The 20,277-nt window shown below is 65.4% G+C and carries 18 protein-coding genes and 1 pseudogene; 11 read left to right on the forward strand and 8 right to left on the reverse strand.

Going from position 1 to position 20,277, the window contains the following annotated elements; all coding sequences use genetic code 11:
- Positions 1-46: 46 nt before the first annotated feature.
- Positions 47-865, reverse strand: a complete 819-nt coding sequence (locus tag EHH60_RS30395) for a 3'(2'),5'-bisphosphate nucleotidase CysQ (RefSeq protein ID WP_124163038.1) — start codon at positions 863-865, stop codon at positions 47-49.
- Positions 852-2,255: a TldD/PmbA family protein gene (locus EHH60_RS30400; protein ID WP_199752217.1), complete on the reverse strand. Its 1,404-nt coding sequence runs from the start codon at positions 2,253-2,255 to the stop codon at positions 852-854. The genes EHH60_RS30395 and EHH60_RS30400 overlap by 14 nt, the downstream gene beginning before the upstream one ends.
- A gap of 262 nt (positions 2,256-2,517) precedes the next feature.
- Here EHH60_RS30400 and EHH60_RS30405 point away from each other — a divergent pair, with 262 nt between their 5' ends.
- Positions 2,518-3,036 carry a DUF6101 family protein gene (locus EHH60_RS30405; protein WP_124163040.1) on the forward strand — a complete coding sequence of 173 codons (519 nt, stop codon included), beginning with the start codon at positions 2,518-2,520 and terminating at the stop codon, positions 3,034-3,036.
- Between the two features lie 105 nt (positions 3,037-3,141).
- Here EHH60_RS30405 and ubiA read toward each other — a convergent pair whose 3' ends face one another.
- Positions 3,142-4,098, reverse strand: coding sequence for a 4-hydroxybenzoate octaprenyltransferase (ubiA, locus tag EHH60_RS30410; protein ID WP_124163041.1), 957 nt, complete (start codon positions 4,096-4,098; stop codon positions 3,142-3,144).
- Between the two features lie 142 nt (positions 4,099-4,240).
- Positions 4,241-4,903 (reverse strand): hypothetical protein, encoded by a 663-nt coding sequence (locus EHH60_RS30415; protein ID WP_124163042.1) that lies wholly within the window; start codon positions 4,901-4,903, stop codon positions 4,241-4,243.
- Positions 4,904-5,113: 210 nt separating this feature from the next.
- On the opposite strand from EHH60_RS30415, the pseudogene EHH60_RS30420 reads away from it, so the two are divergent.
- From EHH60_RS30420 to EHH60_RS30445, 6 genes and pseudogenes are all read left to right on the forward strand, one after another.
- Positions 5,114-5,851: pseudogene (locus tag EHH60_RS30420) on the forward strand (16S rRNA (uracil(1498)-N(3))-methyltransferase); the annotation flags it as partial.
- 266 nt (positions 5,852-6,117) lie between these two features.
- On the forward strand, positions 6,118-7,269 hold the full coding sequence (locus EHH60_RS30425; RefSeq protein WP_124163043.1) for an ATP phosphoribosyltransferase regulatory subunit: 1,152 nt from the start codon (positions 6,118-6,120) through the stop codon (positions 7,267-7,269).
- A gap of 3 nt (positions 7,270-7,272) precedes the next feature.
- Positions 7,273-8,250 (forward strand): ATP phosphoribosyltransferase, encoded by a 978-nt coding sequence (hisG, locus tag EHH60_RS30430; protein ID WP_124163044.1) that lies wholly within the window; start codon positions 7,273-7,275, stop codon positions 8,248-8,250.
- Between the two features lie 86 nt (positions 8,251-8,336).
- Positions 8,337-9,383, forward strand: coding sequence for a glycosyltransferase family 2 protein (locus EHH60_RS30435; protein WP_124163045.1), 1,047 nt, complete (start codon positions 8,337-8,339; stop codon positions 9,381-9,383).
- Positions 9,380-10,225, forward strand: a complete 846-nt coding sequence (locus EHH60_RS30440; RefSeq protein WP_124163046.1) for a ChbG/HpnK family deacetylase — start codon at positions 9,380-9,382, stop codon at positions 10,223-10,225. Before EHH60_RS30435 ends, EHH60_RS30440 begins: the two co-directional genes overlap by 4 nt.
- A 127-nt stretch (positions 10,226-10,352) precedes the next feature.
- Positions 10,353-11,186, forward strand: a complete 834-nt coding sequence (locus EHH60_RS30445; protein ID WP_124163047.1) for a DUF2076 domain-containing protein — start codon at positions 10,353-10,355, stop codon at positions 11,184-11,186.
- Positions 11,187-11,303: 117 nt separating this feature from the next.
- On the opposite strand, the gene EHH60_RS30450 is transcribed toward EHH60_RS30445, so the two are convergent.
- Entirely contained in the window at positions 11,304-12,104 is an 801-nt protein-coding gene (locus tag EHH60_RS30450) for a L,D-transpeptidase (RefSeq protein WP_199752219.1), read from the reverse strand.
- A 314-nt stretch (positions 12,105-12,418) separates the two neighbouring features.
- On the opposite strand from EHH60_RS30450, the gene EHH60_RS30455 reads away from it, so the two are divergent.
- Positions 12,419-13,198 carry a protein phosphatase CheZ gene (locus EHH60_RS30455; RefSeq protein WP_199752221.1) on the forward strand — a complete coding sequence of 260 codons (780 nt, stop codon included), beginning with the start codon at positions 12,419-12,421 and terminating at the stop codon, positions 13,196-13,198.
- A 180-nt stretch (positions 13,199-13,378) separates the two neighbouring features.
- Here the strand turns inward: EHH60_RS30455 and EHH60_RS30460 are convergent, their stop codons facing one another.
- Positions 13,379-13,900 carry a hypothetical protein gene (locus EHH60_RS30460; protein WP_061879002.1) on the reverse strand — a complete coding sequence of 174 codons (522 nt, stop codon included), beginning with the start codon at positions 13,898-13,900 and terminating at the stop codon, positions 13,379-13,381.
- Between the two features lie 316 nt (positions 13,901-14,216).
- On the opposite strand from EHH60_RS30460, the gene EHH60_RS30465 reads away from it, so the two are divergent.
- From EHH60_RS30465 to EHH60_RS30475, 3 genes are all read left to right on the forward strand, one after another.
- Entirely contained in the window at positions 14,217-14,513 is a 297-nt protein-coding gene (locus EHH60_RS30465; protein WP_025033779.1) for a co-chaperone GroES, read from the forward strand.
- Positions 14,514-14,683: 170 nt separating this feature from the next.
- Positions 14,684-16,315 (forward strand): chaperonin GroEL, encoded by a 1,632-nt coding sequence (gene groL, locus EHH60_RS30470; protein ID WP_124163051.1) that lies wholly within the window; start codon positions 14,684-14,686, stop codon positions 16,313-16,315.
- Between the two features lie 199 nt (positions 16,316-16,514).
- On the forward strand, positions 16,515-17,726 hold the full coding sequence (locus tag EHH60_RS30475) for a hypothetical protein (RefSeq protein WP_124163052.1): 1,212 nt from the start codon (positions 16,515-16,517) through the stop codon (positions 17,724-17,726).
- Between the two features lie 185 nt (positions 17,727-17,911).
- Here the strand turns inward: EHH60_RS30475 and EHH60_RS30480 are convergent, their stop codons facing one another.
- Entirely contained in the window at positions 17,912-18,310 is a 399-nt protein-coding gene (locus EHH60_RS30480) for an META domain-containing protein (protein WP_199752223.1), read from the reverse strand.
- Positions 18,311-18,443: 133 nt separating this feature from the next.
- Positions 18,444-20,108 (reverse strand): L-lactate permease, encoded by a 1,665-nt coding sequence (locus EHH60_RS30485; RefSeq protein ID WP_124163054.1) that lies wholly within the window; start codon positions 20,106-20,108, stop codon positions 18,444-18,446.
- Positions 20,109-20,277 lie beyond the last annotated feature (169 nt).

Here is a 20,277-nt window from a genome sequence, read left to right on the forward strand (position 1 = left end):
ACGGGCTGCCCGGCAAAGCAGTGTCCGACAAGCACGACGAAGCGCTTCACGGCAAGGGACGGTTGCGAAAATGCGCGACAATGCCCGCATGACGATCGCGTCCCGCTGCCACCAGCACCCCGTGCGCCACTTCCCGGCGGTTGTAGAGGATGGGTTCTCCGGAGAGATTGCTCATCCTACCATCCGCTTCCTGCACGATCAAATCGGCCGCCGCAAGGTCCCAGTCATGGCTATTGCCCCCCGCAAAAGCCGCATCCAGCGCGCCATGGGCGACCCGGCACAGCCGCAGCGCCAGCGAGCCGATTCGCCGATGCAGCTTGATTTCGCCGAGTGACGGCTTCAGGCGCTCGACCAGCGGCTTCGGGCCGGCGACGCGGGCGAAGTCGAGCTCGGATCCGGACGTCGCCCTCACCGGCTTGTCGTTGAGCGTCGTGCCCTGGCCGCGCACTGCGAAGAAGAACTCGTCGCTCGCTGGTGCAAACACCGCGGCAAGAACGGGCGAGGCGTCCTCCACCAGCGCCACACTGACGCACCATTCGTCATGACCGCCCAAATAATTGCGCGTGCCGTCGATGGGATCGACGATCCATGTCAGCCGCCGCGACAGCCGTGCGGCATCGTCGGCGCTCTCCTCGGACAGCCAGCCATAGTCGGGTGTCGCGGCGCGCAGGCGCGCTTCGAGGAGATCGTTGACCGCGATATCGGCCTCCGACACCGGCGAGGACGCGCCCTTGGTCCACTTCCTCAGCTCGGTGCCAAACATCGACTGCGCGAGCGCACCCGCCTCCCGCACCGTGTCCTTCAGCAGCGCCGCGTCGCGAGTCAGGATAGTGTTGTCGAGGGAGTTCGCGTCACCGTCCGCCAAGCGTCAGACCCTCGATGCGCACCGTCGGCGCATTGATGCCGTAGCGGAATTCGAGATTGTTCGCGGGCTGCATCGAGTTGAAGATCTCGAACAGATGGCCGGCGATCGTCACCTCGCTGACGGGATAGGTGATCTCGCCGTTCTCGATCCAGAAACCGGAGGCGCCGCGGCTGTAATCGCCGGTGACGCCGTTGACGCCGGAGCCGATCAAATCGGTGACATAGAACCCCTGCTTGATATCGGAGATCAGCTCGGCCGGCGTTGGCGCGCCGGCCTCGAGATGCAGATTGTACGGCCCGGGCGAGGGAGAGGAGGAAACGCCGCGATGGGCATGGCCGGTCGTGGTGAGGCCGAGCTCGCGCGCCGTCGCGCAGTCGAGCAGCCAAGTCGTCAGCACGCCTTCATCGACCAGCGCGGTCCTCTTCACCGCGACGCCTTCGGCGTCGAAGGTCTGCGAGCGCAGGCCGCGCCGGCGCAGCGGATCGTCGATGATGCGAATGTTCTTCGCGAAGAGCTGCTGGCCTAGCTTGTCCTTCAAGAAGCTGGTCTTGCGCGCGATCGAGGCGCCATTGATGGCGCCGACGAGGTGGCCGACCAGGGAGCCGGCAACGCGCGGATCGAACACGATCGGCACCTTGCAGGTCTCGACCTTGCGCGGATTGTAGCGCGCCACGGTGCGCTCGCCGGCGGAACGGCCGACGGTTTCCGGCGACAAGAGATCGGCGCCGTGCGGCGCCGAGGTGAAGTCGTAATCGCGCTCCATGCTGGTGCCTTCGCCTGATATGGCGGTCGCGGAAATGCCCTGGCTGGAGCGGAGGTAAGAGCCGTGGAAGCCGGTCGAGGTGACGAGCACCATGCCGCCGATGCCTGATGAGGCCGAGGCGCCGCCGGATTTGGTCACACCCTTCACGCCGAGCGCCGCGGCTTCGGCCGCGAGCGCGCGGCGCTCGAGCTCGGCGGTCGCCGGCACGGCGGGATCGAGCAGGTCGAGATCGGGGAAGTCGCGCGCGAGCAGCGCGGGATCGGCGAGCCCGACATATTTGTCGCTAGGTGCAACCTTCGCCATCGCGACCGCGCGCTCGGCAAGCTTGGTCACGGCATCGCCGCTGACGTCGTTGGTGGAGACCACCGCCTGGCGTTGCCCGACCAGCACGCGCAGGCCGACGTCATCGCCCTCGGACCGCTCGGATTCCTCGACACGGCCGTCGCGGACCTCGACGCCCTGCGAGACGCCGCGCACCGCGACCGCATCGGCCGCATCCGCGCCGGCGCGCCTGGCCGCCTCGACCAGCCGCTGCGCGAGATCGGAGAGCGCGGACTGATCGAACAGGTCGCGATTGGCCTGCGACGATGTTTGGGTCGAAAGCGTCGAGCTTGGTGAAGAGTTCACGAACGAAATCCTGTTGGGGCGGGGTTCGGGACCGGAACCCACAGATGTGCCCTGATAGCGCGGACTTCAAGCATTTTCAGCCGCCAAAAGCTCAGATTCGCAGCTTCGGCGCAACGTCTCGTCAATCATGCGCGCCAAGGTCTTGTCAATCATGAGCAGCAGTGACGGTGGGTTAACCAGGCTTTTTAAGCGGTTTCGGAAAGGCGCGCGCTAAGGTCCTCGCATCGACCGGGAACATAATCCCGGCGGGGAGAACTAAGCCGTGAGGCGTCAAACAGCAACATGCGGGGTTGCTCCCGCCGGGTCGAGCCGCTCCTTGCGGCTCGACCCCCTTTCCCTTCCGGTCCGCTTCGATGCGCATGACCCGCGCGCCGACGGACATGTCAGGCAGATCGAGCTTCATCGCGAGCGCGTCGTGCTGCGCCGGGCCGTCCGCGGCATGCAGATGGCGATCAACGTCCGCGTTGCCGACTTCACCGGCGTCGCTTTGCGCGGCAATGACGAAGCACAGACGCTCGTCCTCGTGCATCGCGATCCCTCGCTGTCCATTCCACTGCTGGTTGGCGCCGATGCCGACGAGATCGCGCAAGCCTGGGCGATCTGGAGCGAGCTCTTCGCGCTGCCACAGCTCGACGAAGGCACTCGCAAGCCCGCGCCGCGCCGCCGCCGCGCCAACGCGATCCGCGCCCGCCGCCCGAAATTCCTGATGCGCCGGCGCACCGGCATGGCGCGGCAGCTGCCGATTCATCGCGGCGAGCGCGAGATCATCGCAAGGAATTGAAGGTGCCGCAGGGTGGGTTAGCCGTAGGCGTAACCCACCAAGGTCTACCCGCATGGAAAGCAAAGTGGTGGATTACGCTGCGCTAATCCACCCGACGCCTTCGCGTCAGGCCGCCCGCAGCACCGCGTCCACCAGCAATCCCGCAAACAGCAGCAAGCCTGCATCGCGGTTCGACTTGAACAGGCGCAGGCACAGTTCGGGATCCTCGATCTTCAGGCGAACGATCTGTGAAGCCAGATGCACGGCAAAGGCCCCGAGCCCGAGCCAGGCCGGCCAGCGCACATCGCCGGAGGCCAGCGCGATGCCGATCAACGTCACCGCGAGCCCGTAGAAGAGGATCAGCGCCTGGTGCGTGTGCGCGCCGAACAGGCGGGCGGTCGACTTGATGCCGATCAGCGCGTCGTCTTCGGCGTCCTGATGCGCGTAGATCGTGTCATAGCCGATCACCCAGGAAATCGCGCCGGCATAGAGCACGAGCGCTGTGACGTCGATGCGTCCGAACGTGACGGCAAATCCCATCAACGCGCCCCATGAGAAGGCAAGCCCGAGCACGATCTGCGGCCACCAGGTGATGCGCTTCATGAAGGGATAGATCGCGACGATCAAAAGCGAGGCGATGCCGGTCGCGATCGCGAACCGGTTGAATTGCAGCAGCACCAGGAGGCCGATCAGCGCCTGCGCGACCATGAAGGCCAGCGCCTGCTTCGTGGTCACCTGCCCTGACGGCAACGGCCGCGAGCGCGTGCGCTCGACCTTGTCGTCGAGATCGCGGTCGGTGATGTCATTCCACGTGCAGCCCGCCCCGCGCATCACGAAGGCGCCGATGAAGAACAGCACGATGGTAAGAGGCAGGCCGCGGACGTCGTGCGCCATGCCGGCCGCGAGCGCCGCCGACCACCAGCATGGCATCAGCAGAAGCCAGGAGCCGATCGGGCGGTCGAAGCGGGACAGGCGCAGGTAAGGCCGCGCCCAATGCGGCGCGAGCGTATCGACCCAGTTGCCGGTGGAATCGGCAACGCGGGCGGATGCGCTAGTGCCCAGTTTTCGAAGTTCGTATTCCATCGCGGCGTGTTCCGGTACGAACTTCGAAAACTACAAGGGCACTAGCAAGAAAACTTTAATTCACGTGCCGCTTATCGATTTGAAGTTCCTATGAGGATCTCGCGGCTAGCATCGTAGGAACTTCAAATCGGCGGCACGTGTATCATCGGGTCAGGACGTTGCCGTTGAGCGTATCGAAAGTGCTGCCGCCCTTCCTGCCGGCATTGGCCTCAGGCGCCGAGCCCGAACCCAGTACCTCGCTCAGCGACGGGCCGGCCGGACGCGCCTGTTGCTGCTGCATCTGCAGCGCGACGTTGCAGACCTTCGTCGCCATGGCCTCCGTGTTCTTGTGACCGTCCTTCATCTGCGCGCCCACCTGCGGCGGGATTCCGCATTTGGCGGCATGGGTCTCGATGTACTTGATCATCTTGGTCTCAGCCTGGCTGAAATTGCGAATCAGCTTGCAGGCCTCGTCCGGCGGCGCGTGACGGTCGCTCGCCGCCTTGATCAGCTTGCCGCGCTTCTCGGCTTCTTCGCGCAGGGGCATGAACGCCTTCATGCAGTCCTCGCCGGGACCGGCTTGCGTCGGCGGAGCCGCGCTGAAGGCGCCGGCACCGCCGACCGGCGCGGCGCCGTTCACGGGAAAGGACGATTGCGGCGCCGTACCGATGGAGGCGGCGGGCGCCGAGCCGTTCACGGGCGGAAAGGGGGAGTTGGTCGCAGCCTGGCCGGGCAGCGGCGCCGGGAAGGCGCTTTGCGCATAGGCGCCCGCGGCACCCATGGCAACCATGGCGGCAGTGATCGGAACCATCAGATGACGGATCATGAAGGCAGTCTCTCCGGCAGGAGCTTACGGGGTCGGGTCTTCTCAATTGAAGCGCGACCAGCGTGTTCGCTTTTCTACGATTCCCGCCGACTCTTAACAACCCGTGGAATAGGGCAAGAGCGCGGCGCTGGGACGCACCAATTCGGCGATATTTACCCCCAAAACTACTGGTTTCGGTTAAAAACGGCGGCGAATCGGACCTTTTGAACGATGCCCTCCCACGATTTTCGCGCTCCCCGCCTGTTCGTCGATGCCGCCCTCGTCCAGGACGCCAGGGTGCCGCTCGACCGCGACCAGAGCAATTACCTCGGCAACGTGCTGCGCCTTGCCGCCGGGGCCGAGGTTCTCGCGTTCAATGGCCGTGACGGCGAGTGGCAGGCGGCGATCGAAGGCCGCAAGCGGCCGGATGGCCTCGTGATCCTTCAGCAGACCCGGCCCCAGGACCGACTGCCCGACCTCACTTACGTCTTTGCCCCGCTCAAGCATGCCCGGCTGGATTACATGGTGCAGAAGGCGATCGAGATGGGCGCCGCCGCCCTGCAACCGGTCCTGACACGGTTTACCCAGGCCTCCCGAGTCAATACCGAGCGGATGCGCGCCAATGTGGTCGAGGCGGCCGAACAATGCGGCATCCTCAGCATCGCCACCGTGGCCGAGCCCGTGCCGCTGGAGCGCTTTTTGAGCCAGCGCGCCGCGGACCGGCTACTGATCTTCTGCGATGAGGCGGCGGAGGTCCAGGACCCCGTTCAGAGCCTGCAACGCGCCCGCGAGGCCGGCCAAGGTATTGACGTGTTGATCGGCCCCGAAGGCGGCTTCGCCGCGGAGGAACGGGCGCTGCTGCTGCGGCAGCCCAGGATCCTGCGGCTGGCCCTCGGCCCCCGGATCATGCGGGCCGACACGGCCGCGGTAGCGGCCCTGGCGCTGGTGCAGGCGGTGCTGGGCGATTGGGCGGCAAGTCTGCCTAACCCCGTCGCCGATGCAAACGCAGGAAGCCGTCATGCCCTGGACTGTCCCAGGCATCCACGTTCTTTGTGCCGGAGGCAAGGCGTGGATGGCCGGGACAAGCCCGGCCATGACGACGGAAGATGAATTGCCCGCCCGTTAAGCGATTGATCCTTTGGAGGTCGAAACCGCTTTCGGGCCGTGCTAAGGGCTGCGCCAACTCCCATTCCTTCCTCGCCCTGCCCGGTTCCACCGGGATGATGGACCCTGAGATGACCGCGACTGCCACCTCAAATGCTGCCGGCTCCGCCGCCTGGGCGGATACGCTGCTCTTGTCGTTCGCGCAGGCCGGTTACGTCCGGGCCGAGCCGGCGATCCTGCAACCGGCCGAACCGTTCCTGGACCTCTCCGGCGAGGACATCCGCAAGAGCCTGTACCTCACCACAGACCTCTCCGGCGAGGAGCTCTGCCTGCGCCCGGACCTGACGATTCCCGTCGCGCGCGACTATCTCGCCTCGCCCCGTGCCGGCCAGCCGGCCGGGTTCAGCTATCTCGGCCCCGTGTTCCGCTACCGTAGCGGCCAGGCCACCGAATTCCTGCAAGCCGGCATCGAATCGTTCGGCCGTCAGGACCGCGCCGCAGCCGATGCCGAGATGCTGGCCCTGGCACTGGAGGCGACCGCCGCCTTCGGCGTCCGCGATGTCGAGATCCGCACCGGCGATGTCGCGCTGTTCAATGCCCTGCTGGACGCACTCAACCTCTATCCGGTCTGGCGCCGCCGCCTGGTCAAGGATTTCAACCGCAAGATCAGCCTGGAGCAGGATCTGGAGCGGCTGGCAGCCGCCAGCACCGCGACGCGCAGCGAATATGAGGGCGTGCTGGCCGCCCTCGCCGGCTCCGATCGCAAGGCGGCACTCGCCTTCGTCACCGATCTGATGTCGATCGCCGGCACCACCAATGTCGGTGGGCGCACCACGGCCGAGATCGCCGATCGCTTCCTCGAGCAATCGACACTGAAGGGCGGCGCGCTGCCACGCGAGGCGATCGCCGTGCTCAAGCGCTTCCTGTCGATATCAGGCAATCCCGACGACGCCATCGCCGAGCTGCGCGCACTCACGACCGACGCGAAGCTCGATCTCGCCCCGGCGATCGATCAGTTCGAGAGCCGCGTCGGCTTTATGGCGGCGCGCGGCATCGACGTGAAGCAGACCCGCTTCTCGACGGCGTTCGGGCGCGGCCTCGACTATTACACCGGCTTCGAATTCGAGCTTCATCACAGGGGCGACGGCGCCGGGCCGCTCGTCGCCGGCGGCCGCTATGACGGGCTGATGACCCAGCTCGGCTCGATCGCGCCGATCCCCGCGGTCGGCTTCTCGGTCTGGGTCGATGCGCTGACGACGATCGGCCGCAAGGTGGGAGCTTAAGTCATGAGCGCGCCATTCGTTCTGGCCGTTCCCTCCAAGGGCCGCCTTCAGGAGAATACCGAGGCCTTCTTCGCCCGCGCCGGGCTCAAGCTGTCTAAGGCCGGCGGCGTCCGCGACTACCGCGGCACGATCGCAGGTCTCGACAATGTCGAGGTCGCCTATCTCTCGGCGAGTGAGATCGCCTCGCAACTCGCCCGCGGCTTTGCGCATCTCGGCGTCACCGGCGAGGACCTGGTGCGCGAGAGCATCGCCGATGCCGACAAGCGCGTGTCGCTGATCGAAGGGCTCGGCTTCGGCTATGCCGACGTCGTCGTCGCGGTGCCGCAGGCCTGGATCGACGTCCGCACCATGGCAGACCTCGACGATGTCACCACCGGCTTCCGTGAGCAGCATCACATGCGGATGCGGGTCGCGACCAAGTTCGTCAACCTCACCCGCGCCTTCTTCCAGACTCACGGCATCACCGATTACCGCATCGTCGAAAGCGCGGGCGCAACGGAAGGCGCGCCGGCGGCTGGCAGTGCCGAGCTGATCGTCGATATCACCACCACAGGCGCAACGCTCGCCGCCAACGGCTTGCGGGTGCTCGACGACGGTATGATCCTGCGCAGCCAGGCCAACCTGGTGGCATCCAAAGGGGCCGACTGGTCGCCGCAGGCGCGAGAGACGGCGCGCGTCATCCTCGATCACATCGCAGCGCGGGCGCGGGCCAACAAGTACCGCGAAGTCCGCACCCGCTTCCGGCAATGCGACGCCGCCCTGCTCGGCGAGGCCCATAGCCAATATGGAGTCGAGGCCCCGTTCGGCGGTCCGACTTCGTCAGGCATGCTGACGCTGCACTGCCCGCCGGGGCAGCTCTACGCGCTGGCGAGCTTCCTCCGCGAGCATGGCGCCGAGACCGTCTCGGTGGTCTCGCTGGACTACGTGTTCGATCGGGAGAACCCGCTGTTTGCCAAGCTCGAGGCGTTCCTGGGGCAATGAGCCCAGGGTTCGTTCAGCATGGCGACAGCAAGCGGCAGCTACCATATGCTGTTGAGAACATCTAAACGCCTCTGGAACCTTGATCGATGACGCTGGGCTCTGACGTTTCCGGCATGACGACCACCGCAGCGAGCGCCGCCGCGAAGGGGCTGTCGATCGTCGTCCCCGTCTATAACGAGGCGGCGGGCCTCGCTGCCCTGCATCAGCGCATCTGCGATCTCGCAAAGACGCTGCGGCAGCGCTATCGGCTGTCTTGCGAGGTCGTCTACGTCGACGACGGCAGCAAGGATGCGACGCTGTCGATCGCCCGGTCGCTGCCGGCCGACGCGATCGACGTCCAGGTGGTGTCGCTGTCGCGCAATTTCGGCAAGGAGGCCGCGCTGATGGCAGGCCTCGACCATGCCCGGCTCGGCGCCGTCATGTTCATGGACGGGGACGGCCAGCATCCGCCGGCGCTCATCGAACAGCTGGTGCGGCACTGGATCGATGACGGCTACGACGTCGTCTACACCGCCAAGGCGCATCGCGACAACGAGCCCTTCTTGCGCCGGGTCGCGGTGCACGGCTTCTACGCGCTGATCAATTGGGGCGCACGCCAGAAGATTCCCGAGGACGCCGGCGATTTCCGCCTGCTGTCGCCGCGCGCGGTCGCCGCACTCAGGCAGTTGCCGGAACGCAACCGCTTCTTCAAAGGCCTCGCCAGCTGGATCGGCTTTCGCCAGATCCGCGTCGACTACGAGCCTGCGGCGCGCGTCCATGGCGTCACCACCTTCAACGCCGCAAGCCTGCTCGGCCTCTCGATCGAGGGTCTGACATCGTTTTCGGTGGCACCGCTGCGCTTCGCCAGCCTGCTCGGCGTCATTCTCGCCGGAGGTGCCTTCCTGTTCGGCCTGTCGATCCTCTGGGAGGTGTTCACGACCGGCAAGCAGGTGCCCGGCTATCCCTCGCTCGTGATCGGCCTGATGACGATCGGCGGCGTGCAGCTCATCATGATCGGCATCGTCGGCGAATATATCGGCAAGATCCTTTCCGAGCTGAAGGCGCGCCCGATCTACTTCGTCGCCGAGCACAGCGAAAAGCACTCCGAGGCCGGCAAGGCCAACGACGCCCCGAACAGGACGGCCGCCGAATGAGCGCGGCCGCGAGCCCGCGGCGAATCTGGCTCTGCGCCGACGATTACGGTATCAGCCCGGGCGTCAACCGCGCCATCCGCGACCTGATCGAACGCGGCCGCCTCAACGCCACCTCGGTGATGATGGTGGGTGCAGCGATCGAACGCAGCGAGATCGAGGCGCTTCAGTCAGCAGCAAAGCCGAACCCGCGCTGCACGATCGGATTGCACGTGACGCTGTCGGCGCCGTTCCGGCCGCTCACCATGCATTTCCGACCGCTCGACGGCGACATGTTCATGCCGTTTCCGAAGCTGCTGCGCGCGGGCGTTTTGCGGCGGCTCGACCGGGAATTCTTCCGCAACGAAGTCAAGGCGCAGCTGGCAGCCTTCATGGACGCGTTCGGGCGCGCCCCTGACTTCGTCGACGGTCACCAGCACGTGCAGCTCTATCCGCAGGTGCGCGACGGTTTCGTCGATGCGGTCGCCGAGACTGCGCCAAACGCCTGGGTGCGTCAGGGCGGGCGCGATCTGCCGCTCAGGCAACGGCTGGCCTCACCAAAAGCTCTGGTGCTCGACAGCCTCAGCGCGCAATTCCGCCGCCGCGCCGGCAGCGCCGGCCTCAGCTTCAACCCCGGCTTCGCCGGCGCCTATGATTTTACGCGCGACGCCGATTTCGGCGCGCTGATGCGGCAATTCCTGGAAGGCCTTCCCGACGGCGGTCTCGTGATGTGCCATCCCGGCTTCGTCGATGACGTCCTCGCCGGCCTCGACCCGATGACCGATGTCCGCGAGCGCGAGCACGCCTACCTCTCGGGCGAAGCCTTCGCGCGCCTGCTGGCGGACAGCAACGTGACACTGGGATGAAACCGGCGAAGAGCTGGCCCAGGAGGCAGCTTGTCGCATACGGAAATTTAATCCGGCCGGCACTGTTGGGGCCACAATGGAACCCTACATCTCCTCCGCGCTTGGTTTCGCGCGAAGGAGACAGATCATGACGCCGCAGGAACGCCAGCTCGTCGACGACCTTTTTGACCGGCTTTCTAAGCTGGAGAATGCACCGCGCGATCCCGATGCGGTCGCCGCGATCTCCGACGGCCTGCGCAAGGCGCCCGGCGCCGTCTATGCGCTGGTGCAGACCACGCTGTTGCAGGACGAAGCGCTGAAGCGCGCCCATGACCGCATCCAGCAGCTGGAAGCCGCCCAAGCGCCCGAGCCCGCCCAGTCCGGCGGCTTCCTCGACACCATGCGCGACACGCTGTTCGGCGGGAGCCCCTCGCGTGGTTCGGTTCCGAACGTGCCGCCGCGTGAGCAGCGGCCGGTCTGGAACACCGGCCAGGCGATGCAGCAGACGCAGCCGGGCTACGGCCAGCCGCCTTACGGGCAGGCCTATGGCCAGGGGCCGGGTCCGGGCTATGGCGCTCCGCCGGTGGGCGGTGGCGGCGGCTCGTTCCTTGGCACGGCGGCGGCGGCCGCGGCCGGCGTCGTCGGCGGCTCGCTGCTGCTCTCCAGCATCCGCGGCATGATGGGTGGATCGCATCAGCAGGCTTTTGGCGACACTACGATCATCGAGGAGCGCGGCGGCGGTGCAGGTGGAAGCCCCTGGGGCGGCAGCGATCAGTCGGGCGGTTCGCTGTCGCGCGATGCCGGCCTCAACGACATCGGCTCGAACCGTGATTCCCGCCAGGGCTTCTTCGACCAGGCCTCGAACGACGACCGGAACAACAACAACGACCAGAATTACGACAACGATCACGACGACAACATGGACATGGCCGACGACAGCGATTTCGGCGACGGAGACGACGGCGGCAGCGACTACGCGTGACGCCGATCTATGACGCATGCAAGCGAACGGCCGCCGATGAGGCGGCCGTTTTCATGAGATGCGTCTTGCTCGGGCGTCCTTCCTTCTCCCTGCAACAAGGAGAGAGGGCAACGACGATCACATCACCACAACCTTGGTGCCGACATTGACGCGACCGTAGAGGTCGATGACGTCCTCGTTGCGCATACGGATGCAACCGGAGGAGACGTTGGTGCCGATGGTCCAGGGCTCGTTGGAGCCGTGAATCCGGTAGAGCGTCGAGCCGAGATACATCGCGCGGGCGCCAAGAGGATTTTCCGGACCGCCTTCCATGTGCCGGGGCAGATCGGGACGGCGCGCGAGCATTTCCTTCGGCGGCGTCCAGTCCGGCCATTCGCGCTTGGCGGTGATCGACTTCACGCCGGACCAGGTGAAGCCGGGACGGCCGACGCCGATGCCGTAGCGCATCGCCCTGCCGTTGCCCTCGACGAGATAGAGAAACTTGTTCGGCGTATCGACCACGATGGTGCCGGGACTTTCGTTACCGTTATAGTCAACGAGTTGTTTCTCGAATCTCGGATCGAACGGACGCTGCCGCGGGTCGACCGCCTCTTGCTGGAGAGCTGCGCCTTGCATCTGCGGCTCGCCCATTGGAGGCAGGCGGCGCTGATCGTAATAGGCCGGCTGCTGCTGATACACCGGCTGCTGCGGCGCGTAGGCCGGACCGCGGCCGGGACCGTCGCCGAACAGGAACTCGATGAAGCCGCCACCCATGTTCGAATTGGAAGCGACGCGCACCGGCGTCGGCGGCACCTGCGGCGCATAGAGCACCGCGGGTGGATCGTTCGGCACGCTGTTGTCGAAGGCGCTGGCGTCGTTGGCGCCGGCCATGAAGGTGCAAGCGCTGCCGAGCAGCGCGACAGACATTTTCTTGAACATCGACGTACTCTGTACTGTTTCGTCTAGATCACATGCGCCGTGGAAGCTGCCTGGCTGATCGGCGCCCGCGACGTGGTCAATAAAAAGCAAAAGCCGTTGCGTTTGGTAAACGGATCGGGCGTTTGGATTCACCACGTCGCAAGCGACGGCGCAATTTGGCGATCAGCGTTTATTTTCCATGAATGCCGCGCGTCCATGGTTAATCGCTTCTTCGCGCAGCCTCGCGCGCGGCCGCCCGGCAGTTCCCGCTGTGAACTTCGTGTTAAATCGCTTCTGCCTACAAAGACGCGTGAATGAGGTGGGGGAGTATCCTGATGGCTGTTCACCGCAAACGTTTTCGTGTCGAGGATATCGTCGGTGGCGAGATGCCCATTCTAGACGTAACTGAAGAGGCTCCCCCGATGCATAGCGAAATCATGGCCGAGCTGCGCGCGATCCGCGCACAGATGGCGAAGGGCACTGCACCGCTGTCCGGCAGCGCAGCCATGGCGGCAATCGATGCCTCGACGGCCCACGAGCTCGCCGAAGCGCGCACCATGCTGGAGACCTACCGGGCACAGATCGAGCAGTGCGAGAAGCTGAAGGTCGAGCTCGACCTCATCCACGACGCCATCGACCGTACCAAGCGCGAGATCGCGACGCTGCACGGCAAGAGCTTCGACGGCGGCGAAATGGCCAAGGTCAATGGCGAGCTCGGCGCGGTGGTCGGCGGCACCGAGCAGGCGACCCAGCAGATCCTCGAAGCCGCTGAATCGATCGACCAGGCCGCCAGCGCGATGTCCAAGGTGGACTCGGCCGATCAGCAGAAGCGGCTGGCCGACGACATCCAGGAACGCGTCATCTCGATCTTCGAGGCCTGCAACTTCCAGGACCTGACCGGCCAGCGCATCAGCAAGGTCATGACCACGATGAAGTTCATCGAGCAGCACATCAATGCGATGATGGACATCTGGGGCGGCGTCGACGCCATCAAGGCCCATGTCCCCGCGCATGTCGACAACCGCAGCGACGACGAGAAGCTCCTCAACGGCCCGAAGCTCGCCGGCGACGTCGGCCATGCCTCGCAGGACGACATCGACGCGTTGTTCGACTGAGCGGGCGCATACGGAAAAGCAAAACGCCGGTCCTGGGGCCGGCGTTTTTTGTTTTGTCTCTCGCTGTCATTCCGGGGCGGTCCGCAGGACCGAACCCGGACTCCAGAGCTTTAGGGCGGCGGACTCACATCGAGATTCCGGGTTCGCGCTTCGCGGGCCCCGGAATGACGGAGACGAGCGTCACGCCCGCGGCGCGCAGCGGACGTAGACCATGTTGCCGTAGCGGGTGGCGGCGTCCTTGTCGATGAAGCGGGTGATCAGGACGCGGCCGTCGAAGGAGATGATCTCGCGATCCTGCTCGCCAGGGGTCGGCCCCGCCGGTCCGATGTAGTTCTTGCCGCTCGGCGAGCCCTTCAGCCGCAGTTCCTGTGGCGTCGCCTGGTCGGCCAGATGCATGATCACGCCGCCCGAGGAGCCAGCCGTGATCACATAGGGGTTCTTGCACTGCGCCCGGGCGGCAGCCTCGGTGCGGGCGCGGTCGGCCGGGTTCTGGAACGAGGCGAGACCCCAGCGACCAACGATCTCGTCGGCGCGGATGGTGGCCGGCATTTCCGGAGCTGTGCCGGGTTCGGCTTCGGGCGGCGGCGAGGACGACGAGAAGGACGGCAGGCTCATGCCGCCGCCGCAGGCGCCCAGCAACAGCGCCAGACAGGAGGCTGCCGCCAGATTGGCAACCGTGCGCGCGTGAGCTGAACTGATCATGGCATTCCCCCGAACAAGACGACGGCCGCACCCCTCCCGCAGCCAAGCGCAAAACCGCTGCCGGAGCAATGACGTCCTTCTGTAAGCCGACGCCCCGAACGAGTTTCCAATGCCACCATCCTATATCCGCCTCAACAATCGCTTAACCACCTTTGCTTGACAGGATCGCGGCCAAGCCATATTTCCGGGCCCACTATTAGCACTCGGAAAGCCCGATTGCTAAGCGCGCCGTTCGATCCCTCGGGGAGAGGGTGGACGGACGCGCCGCCCCACCGACTTCCACTACTTCCGAAGCGAGCCTCCAAAGGGAAACGTCATGGCTAAATCCAAATTTCGTCCGCTGCATGACCGTGTCGTGGTCAAACGTATCGACGCCGAGGAAAAGACCAAGGGCGGCATCATCATTCCCGACACCGCCAAGGAAAAGCCGTCGCAGGGCGAAGTCGTCGCCGTCGGCCCCGGCGGCCGCGATGAGACCGGCAAGCTGATTCCGATCGACCTCAAGGTCGGCGACCGCGTGCTGTTCGGCAAGTGGTCGGGCACCGAGGTCAAGATCGACAACGAAGAGCTCCTGATCATGAAGGAGTCGGACATCATGGGCGTGCTGGCCTAAGGCCATCTGCCTGAACGGCCGCTGAATGTGCCGCTGTCATGCCCGAGCTCGACCCGGGCATCCATCATTGTTCGCAAGATGATGGATTGCCGGGTCAAGCCCGGCAATGACGGAGAAAGCGCAACCCAGCACAGCACAAGACACATCATAAACACGAGGGATTGCAGACCATGGCTGCCAAAGACGTCAAGTTTTCCGGAGACGCGCGCGATCGCATGCTGCGCGGCGTCGACATTCTCGCCAACGCCGTCAAGGTGACGCTCGGCCCGAAGGGCCGCAACGTCGTCATCGAGAAGTCGTTCGGCGCGCCCCGCATCACCAAGGACGGTGTCACCGTCGCCAAGGAGATCGAGCTCGAGGACAAGTTCGAGAACATGGGCGCCCAGATGGTGCGTGAGGTCGCCTCCAAGACCAACGACCTCGCCGGCGACGGCACCACCACCGCGACCGTGCTGGCCCAGGCCATCGTGCGTGAAGGCGCCAAGGCGGTCGCCGCCGGCATGAACCCGATGGATCTCAAGCGCGGCATCGACACCGCGGTCGCCGCCGTCGTCAAGGACATCGAAAAGCGCGCCAAGCCGGTCGCCGCCTCCTCCGAGGTCGCCCAGGTCGGCACCATCTCGGCCAATGGCGACGCCGCCATCGGCAAGATGATCGCTCAGGCGATGCAGAAGGTCGGCAACGAGGGCGTCATCACCGTCGAGGAAAACAAGTCGCTCGACACCGAGGTGGACATCGTCGAGGGCATGAAGTTCGACCGCGGCTATCTCAGCCCCTACTTCGTCACCAACGCCGAGAAGATGACCGCCGAGCTCGAGGACGCCTACATCCTCCTGCACGAGAAGAAGCTCTCGGGCCTGCAGGCCATGCTGCCGGTGCTGGAAGCCGTGGTGCAGTCGGGCAAGCCGCTCGTCATCATCGCCGAGGACGTCGAGGGCGAGGCGCTGGCCACCCTGGTCGTGAACCGCCTGCGTGGCGGCCTCAAGGTTGCCGCCGTGAAGGCGCCAGGCTTCGGCGACCGCCGCAAGGCCATGCTGGAGGATATCGCCATCCTGACCGGCGGCCAGCTGATCTCCGAGGAGCTCGGCATCAAGCTCGAGAACGTCACGGTGAAGATGCTGGGACGCGCGGGCAAGGTGGTGATCGACAAGGAAAACACCACGATCGTCAAGGGCGCCGGCAAGAAGCCCGAGATCGAGGCGCGCGTCGGCCAGATCAAGGCCCAGATCGAGGAGACCACCTCGGATTACGACCGTGAGAAGCTCCAGGAGCGCCTGGCCAAGCTCGCCGGCGGCGTCGCGGTGATCCGCGTCGGCGGCGCCACCGAGATCGAGGTCAAGGAGAAGAAGGACCGCGTCGAGGACGCGCTGAACGCCACCCGCGCTGCGGTGCAGGAAGGCATCGTCCCCGGCGGCGGCGTCGCGCTGCTCCGCGCCAAGAAGGCGGTGGGCCGTCTCACCAACGCCAACGACGACGTCCAGGCCGGCATCAACATCGTGCTGAAGGCACTGGAAGCCCCGATCCGCCAGATCTCCGAGAACGCGGGCGTGGAAGGCTCGATCGTCGTCGGCAAGATCCTGGAGAACAAGTCCGAGACCTTCGGCTTCGACGCCCAGAACGAGGACTATGTCGACATGGTCGAGAAGGGCATCATCGACCCCGCCAAGGTGGTGCGCACCGCGCTCCAGGACGCCTCCTCCGTGGCCGGCCTGCTGGTGACCACCGAGGCCATGGTCGCCGAGCTGCCGAAGAAGGAAGCTCCGCCGGCCATGCCGGCCGGCGGCGGCATGGGCGGCTTCTAAGCCTCCGTTCCATCGCAGTATTGCGAAGGCCGCCTCCGGGCGGCCTTCTTTTTTGCCGACCCTGCCTCTTTCGCTTTCCAATTCAACCGCCAGCCAAAAACCACTACGGTGGCGCCGATTCTAACTGTTTGGGCATGATCCTCTCGGGAAACCGCTTCACACTTTTCCGGATCATGCCCGTTGCCCGAGGTCTTCGTCGATGCGCGCGCTTCTGGTTTGTTCGACTGCCCTTCTGGCGGCTCTGCTCGCCGTCTCGCCCGAGTTCGCCTCCGCCCAGATGAAGCTGTCGCCGAAGGCTACAGTGCCGGGCGGCATCGAGACACGCTATTTCACCTCGATCGACGGGCTGATGGACGGCAATGCCGACGTGATCCTGAAGGAGACGCGCCAGGGCAAGACGGTCACCGCGGCGGTGCTCGACGTCTGCTACCCGATCGCGAAGAACTCCGACCGCAAGGACCGCTTCGTCGTCAATCTCCAGGTCTCCGGCCAGACGCTGACGGGAACGACGCAGAGCCTTGGCAACAAGTCGCCGGTCAGCGTCAAGCTGCTGCGCAAACAGTCCGGCGACACGTTCGAATTTCGCGGCCAGATCGCGATCGGCCAGGCGGTGACCGAGGTCACCTCCCCCGACAATTCCGATCTCAGCGAGAAGGAATTTCTGGACAGCCAGACCTCAGACGACGGTATCACGCCGCAGCCGAAGGATTTCACCGACGTCTCGCCGGAAGCAATTGCAGCCAAGGTCAAGCTCGACGCTGCAACCGACTTCCTGAAGAGCCTGAAGGGCCAGGAGGTCGAGGTGACGCTGGCGAGCCTCACCGTCGGCTGCGACGCACTACGCGCAGGCGAGCAGACCATCAACATGTCGGTCGATCCCGAGCGCGCGGGAGCGCTGCTGTCGAAGATCAAGGCGATGCCCGGCGTCACGGCCGCAGGCTGGACCGCGGGCATGATCGAGATGGACCGCACCATCCGCTTCCCCGCGGCAGACTGGCGCGAGGGTGACAAGATCAACAAGGGCAAGCTTGCGACTGCGGTAGCAAGCGTGCTGGGCAGGACGTTCGCGGCAAAGCCGGTCTCGCAGGACTTCAACCCCGCGACCGGCAAGCTCAAGCTGGTGTTCAAGCGGCCGAATCAGGATTTTCCGACCCTCGAGCTCACCGACACGATCGAGGCCGCGGGGCTCATATCGCCCGACAAGCCGGGCGCCACCGACAAGCTCATGCTCTGGATCGGCAGCCCCGCGACCACGACCGCCGACGAGAGCAGCGGTGCCAGGCTCAACCTGTCCGACGATGCGAGCCTGGACGAAGAAGGCGATCTGCCTGACGACAACGGGGCGATCGAGGCGCTCGCCACCGAGCTGAAGGGCCAGCGCTGGGACGCGGATAAATCGGTGTGGAAGTAGGCCTCACGTGCCCCGGACGCAGCGCAGCACTCCCGGCGATGCGAAGCATCGTCCGGTGTGATGCGCTGCAGAGCCGGGGCCCGGGGCTACAAAGCAGTCGCGGATAGGAAGCTGGGTCCCGGCTCTGCGGCGCATCGCTTGCGCGACGCGCCTTGTCCGGGACACGAGAGCAACGTTCGAGAGATCTAATTCCCCGTCGTCCTGAAGCGCAGCGGCTTGGGGCCGATCAGCGTCAGCACGTCGCCCTGGCGCTTCCAGGTCTCGACGCTGCCGAGCGCGGCCACGAGCTCGTCGTCGGCTTGCGCCTTCGCCGGCGGACAGGAACGGTCCTGGATCTGGCCGGGGACGAAGATCACGGTGTTGCCGGCGACCGAGAACTGGCCCTTGCCGCCCTTGCACCAGAGCTCCAGCACGACCTCGCCATGGTCGCCGATCTCGATGTTCGGAATCCGCTTCGAGCCTGCTTGCGGCAACGCTTCCAGCGTCATCTCGGTGCCGAACGGGAAACCGTCCTCGGCACGCGCGAGCGTGGAGATCGCAAGCATTGCAACCGCCGCACACATCAATGGCTTGAGCGAAACCATGAGACCTCTCGACCGACCCGATTTGCGGCACCTTCTATAAGACGGCGGCACCATTGAGAAGGTTGGTCCAGATGCAAAAACCCCCGCGAGGGCGGACCTCGCGGGGATTTGCGTCGAAGCGAAGCGCTGCCGGCTACTTCAGAACCATCGCCGTGAACGGCCAGACATAGGCCTGCAACGTCACGAGCACGCCGACGAGGCACGCCAGCACGATGGAGTGCCAGAACACGAAGCGCAGGATGGTGCCCTCATGCCCGTACCAGTTGGTGGCCGTGGAGGCGACCACGATCGACTGGGCGTCGATCATCTTGCCCATGACGCCGCCGGAGGAGTTCGCCGCGGCCATCAGGATCGGCGACAGACCGAGCTGCTCGGAGGTGATCTTCTGGAGGTTGCCGAACAGGATATTGGACGACGTATCCGATCCCGTCAGCGCCACGCCGAGCCAGCCGAGCAGCGTGCCGAAGAAGGGGTAGAGCACACCGGTCGCGGCAAAGGCGAGTCCCAGCGTGGCGTCGACGCCGGACAGCCGGGTGAGCGTGCCGATGGCCAGCATCGCCGAGATCGTGATCAGCGAGATCGCGCAGAGCCGGATGGTGCGGCCATACTCGGCCACAAGCCGGCCGGGAGCGACGCCCATCAGGACGCCGGAGATGATCGCCGCAAGCAGCATGCCTGTGCCGGTGAACGACAGGTATGTGAAGCTGAACACCGCAGCCTCTTTCGTCGGCCCTGGAGCGACCGGCGGCATCTTGTTGATCATCTGGTGCAGCTCGGGCACGGGATAGTTCCAGACGAAGATCGAGTTCGCCCAGCCCTTGAAGGCGCCATTGCCCCAGATCAGCATCACGATGCAGACGATGATCCAGGGAAGAAGCGCATTGAAGAGCTCGGCCTGCGTCAGCGGCGTCTTGTCGAGCGGCCTTGCCGCCGCCATGGTCGAGGCCGATTCATCGTGGCCCCGCAGCGCCGGCGACAGCCAAAGCTGCTTCGGTTGCCACACCTTCAGGAACAGGATCAGCGCCCCCATCGAGATCAGCGACGCGCCGATGTCGACGATCCAGGGATTGATGTAGTTCGAAATCACGAACTGCGGGACGGCAAACGATACGCCGGTGACGAGGATCGCCGGCCAGACGTCCTTCATGCCTTTCCATCCGGCGAACGCCCACACCACCCAGAACGGCACGATCAGCGAGAAGAACGGCAATTGCCGGCCGACCATCGCGCCCAGAATGTAGGGATCGAAGCCAGTGACCGAAGCGAGGCCCTGGATCGGTGTCCCGAGCGCGCCGTAGGCGACCGGCGCGGTGTTGGCGATCAGCGACAGGCCGGAGGCTGCGAGCGGCGAGAAGCCGAGCCCGATCAGCACGGCGCCGGTGATCGCGACCGGCGTGCCGAAGCCGGAGGCGCCCTCGAAGAACGCCCCGAACGAGAACGCGATCAGCAGCAATTGCAGCCGCCGGTCCTCGGTGACGCCGCCGATGGCACGCTTGAGCAATTCGAAGCGGCCGGTGCTCACCGTCACCTGGTAGAGGAAGATGACGTTGAGGACGATCCAGCCGATGGGGAAGAAACCGGTGACGATACCCAGCACCGAGGCGCGGATCGACATGTTCGCGGGCATGGTGAAAACGAAGATCGTGATCAGGTTGGTCACGATCACGGCGATGACGGCCGCGATATGCGCCTGGACGCGACCGCTCGCGATCAGGACCAGCAGCGTGACGACGGGCACCGCCGCCGCTATGGTCGACAGCACCGGGCTGTTCAGCGGATCGTAGATTTGATTCCACATGCTCTTTCTCCCCACGCATGTTTGCGGCAGGCAGCCCGCGTGGAGAGCCGATCCTGCTTGACGCTCGAAGTGAGACCTCCCGAGCCGGACGCGACGTCCTCGCGAATGTGGTGGTTCCCACCCGCTCACAAGCTCGCGAAACCCCGAAGCACCTGCCCCGCGCCGTCGA

It is taken from the genome of Bradyrhizobium sp. RP6 (assembly GCF_003837805.1).
In the GTDB taxonomy this organism is placed as follows: Bacteria; Pseudomonadota; Alphaproteobacteria; order Rhizobiales; family Xanthobacteraceae; genus Bradyrhizobium.